Raw genomic sequence first — 2,862 nt, 5'->3', positions numbered from 1 at the left:
AAGCATTTTCAAAAGGAGAATTTTTGTGGGGTGATTCACGACTATAAAGATTTTGAGCTTACCGAAATGGCCTATCCCCTTTTTAAGGACCGGGAAATTCCCTTTAAGATTATTTCCTTTGATAAAATCATCCATAGGGTGAATCCCATCGCTCCACGATACCTGGAGAACGAGGAAAGTGTCAATGAAGTTTCCCGGGTTCTGGTGGAAAACCTTCTCGAGCAACGGGAATCAGGTACCTCGGGAACTACAAAATTTTTTAATGATGCCGCAGAAGGGCTAATCGGGGGACTGATCTGGAAATTAAAAACGGATTATCCTAAGTTTTGTACCCTTCCGCATCTTATCGCTATTTATCAGTTTTTAAATACCGATAGCCTGATCCAATTTTTGGAAACCAATACCACTTCCCGTGCAATGGCCGATGCCTTTATTAGCGGTAAAGATTCTGAACGGCAAACGGCGGGAGTAAAAAGTACGCTGGCCAATGCGCTTAAAAGAATCAGTACCCAACAGATTTTTATGGTACTTTCTAAAGATGAGGTTCCGCTTCATATTAATAGTGAGGAAAAGCCTTCGGTTATTTCCGTAGTGAACAATCCCAAATATGAAGCTTCCTACTCCCCGGTCATAGCCACAATCATCCATACCATTACCAAACAAATGAGTGTTCGAAATGCTAAAGCTTCTTTCCTACTGATGGAAGAAGCCCCCACCCTTCGTTTGTTGAATATGCACCGGATCCCGGCAACCCTGAGGAGTTATGATATCGCTACTATTTATGTAATGCAGGATAAGATCCAAAACGATATGATGTATGGGGATAAAGCCAGTAAGGCTATTTTAAGCAATTTGTCCTATCAGTTTTTTGGAAAGGTGAACGATCCCGATACTGCCAAATATTACGAGCGCTTTTTTGAAATTGTGAAAAAGCCCACAACCAGTGTCAACCGCGGGTACAGCCTTGATTTTGATACGAGGGTAACCACCGGGGAGAAGGAAATCCCAAAAATCCGAGCCGATGTTTTCTTTCGCCTGAACCAGGGAGAATTTATAACCTATGCAGATGGAAAGGATAAAAAGGTACAGTTTAGATTGCAGAATATTAGACGCGATCTGCCTTCGGCTAAAGATCAAAAACCTTATTCCAAAGCTGATTTGGAATCGAATTTTGAGCGGGTGTATAAGGAGGCCAGGTCTATATTTGACCAGTAATTATAAGTATATTTGTGGCGTTAAAATCTTTTTTATGAGTGAAACCAACCGTATAGAATATAAAAGGGAGCTTTCCGATGGTTTGGAGAAAGAAGTTGTTGCTTTTTTAAATTATCGTGAAGGCGGTATTATCTATATAGGGATTGATAAGGAAGGAAGAACTTTTGGGGTGAAAGATCCTGATAGTGTGCAATTGAAAATTAAGGATAGGGTAAGGAACAATATACGGCCTTCTGCACTTGGGTTATTTGATATTGTAACTGAGGAACGGGATGGGAAAGATATTCTGAAAATTATCGTAGCAAGCGGTTCAGAAAAACCTTACCATCTCAAAAAATTTGGAATGAGTGAAAAAGGTTGTTTTATACGGCTTGGTTCTGCGGCAGAGCCTATGTCACAAAAACTCATTGAAGAACTTTTTGCTACACGTACCCGAAATTCTATCGGAAAAATAAAAGCACACCGACAGGATTTAAGGTTTGAGCAACTTCATATTTATTACCAGGAAAAACAAAAGCCCCTCAACAAACAATTCAGAAAAAATTTAGAGCTAACTACGACAGGAGGTGACTTGAATTATGCAGCATATTTATTAGCAGATGAGAATAATGTTTCTGTTAAATTGGCTAAGTATAAAGGGAATACACGGGTCGATTTAGTTGAAAGTAATGAATATGGTTACTGCTCTTTAATAAAAGCCACTAAGAGCGTATTGGATAAAATGAACTTGGAAAATCGAACGATTACCAAAATCACCCATAGTGAACGAAAAGAACGTCGTCTTTGGAATGCCATTGCACTGCGGGAAGCCATTATAAATGCCTTTGTCCATAATGATTACACTCGTGAAATAGCTCCAAAATTTGAAATTTTTAGTGATCGGATAGAAATCACTTCTGCAGGTTCTTTACCGGATGGCTTAAGTAAAAATGAATTTTTTGAAGGTTTTTCGATTCCCCGCAACAAAGAATTAATGCGCATTTATAAAGACTTGGATTTGGTAGAACAACTTGGATCGGGGATCCCCAGAATATTAGAATCCTATAGTAAAGATTCCTTCCGGTTCTCTGAGAACTTTTTACGAATGGTTTTTCCAGCTTCAGAAGAAGTTTTTGATAAAACTACTAATGAAACCCCGCAAGTAACCCTGCAAGAGACCCCGCAAGTAACCCCGCAAGTTCAGGATCTCTTAAATGTGATTAATGGTGAAGATAGCAGAAGTGAGTTGCAATATCATTTAGGACTTTCCGATAGAGAAAATTTTAGAAAAAATTATTTGCAACCTGCCCTTGCCGAAGGCTTGATTGAAATGACCATTCCCGAGAAACCACAAAGTAGTAAACAGCGTTATAGGCTGACTGCCAGGGGTGCAAAAGCCAGAAAAATTTAAACTTTTAAAGTCGGAATTTTTCAAAATTATCAATTAGGATTATTAATAAACCGATGGGAGATCTTTAGTTTTAAATTACGTTCCCCATCCTTTTCATTAAGTTCCAATATCGCCCTCCTTTCTTTAGACAAGGAAAATTTTGGCATAACATAAACCAATCTTACCGTTTGTTTTTTTCCAATCTTAGCCGGCAAGTTGTACTTGAAAACCGGATCCTGGTATAAGCGTTGTAAGGATTTCTTCTTTCCCTTTTTGCG

The 2,862-nt window shown here is 38.9% G+C and carries 3 protein-coding genes; 2 read left to right on the top strand and 1 reads right to left on the bottom strand.

Going from position 1 to position 2,862, the window contains the following annotated elements; translation table 11 throughout:
• Together RM529_RS16715 and RM529_RS16710 are read left to right on the top strand one after the other, a co-directional pair.
• Nucleotides 1-1,215 (top strand): type IV secretory system conjugative DNA transfer family protein (locus RM529_RS16715; protein ID WP_311485884.1); only part of this gene is annotated, 1,215 nt, incomplete at its 5' end.
• Nucleotides 1,216-1,249: 34 nt separating this feature from the next.
• Complete coding sequence (locus RM529_RS16710; protein ID WP_037317149.1) at nt 1,250-2,605, top strand: RNA/DNA-binding domain-containing protein; 1,356 nt, start codon at nt 1,250-1,252, stop codon at nt 2,603-2,605.
• A 29-nt stretch (nt 2,606-2,634) separates the two neighbouring features.
• Here the strand turns inward: RM529_RS16710 and RM529_RS16705 are convergent.
• Nucleotides 2,635-2,862 (bottom strand): DUF4138 domain-containing protein (locus RM529_RS16705; protein WP_311485883.1); only part of this gene is annotated, 228 nt, incomplete at its 5' end.

The sequence above is a fragment of the Autumnicola edwardsiae genome (assembly GCF_031846505.1).
In the GTDB taxonomy this organism is placed as follows: domain Bacteria; phylum Bacteroidota; class Bacteroidia; order Flavobacteriales; family Flavobacteriaceae; genus Autumnicola; species Autumnicola edwardsiae.
The sequence above is the reverse complement of the archived record's forward strand: the minus strand, read 5'-3'. Positions and strand labels throughout refer to the sequence as shown.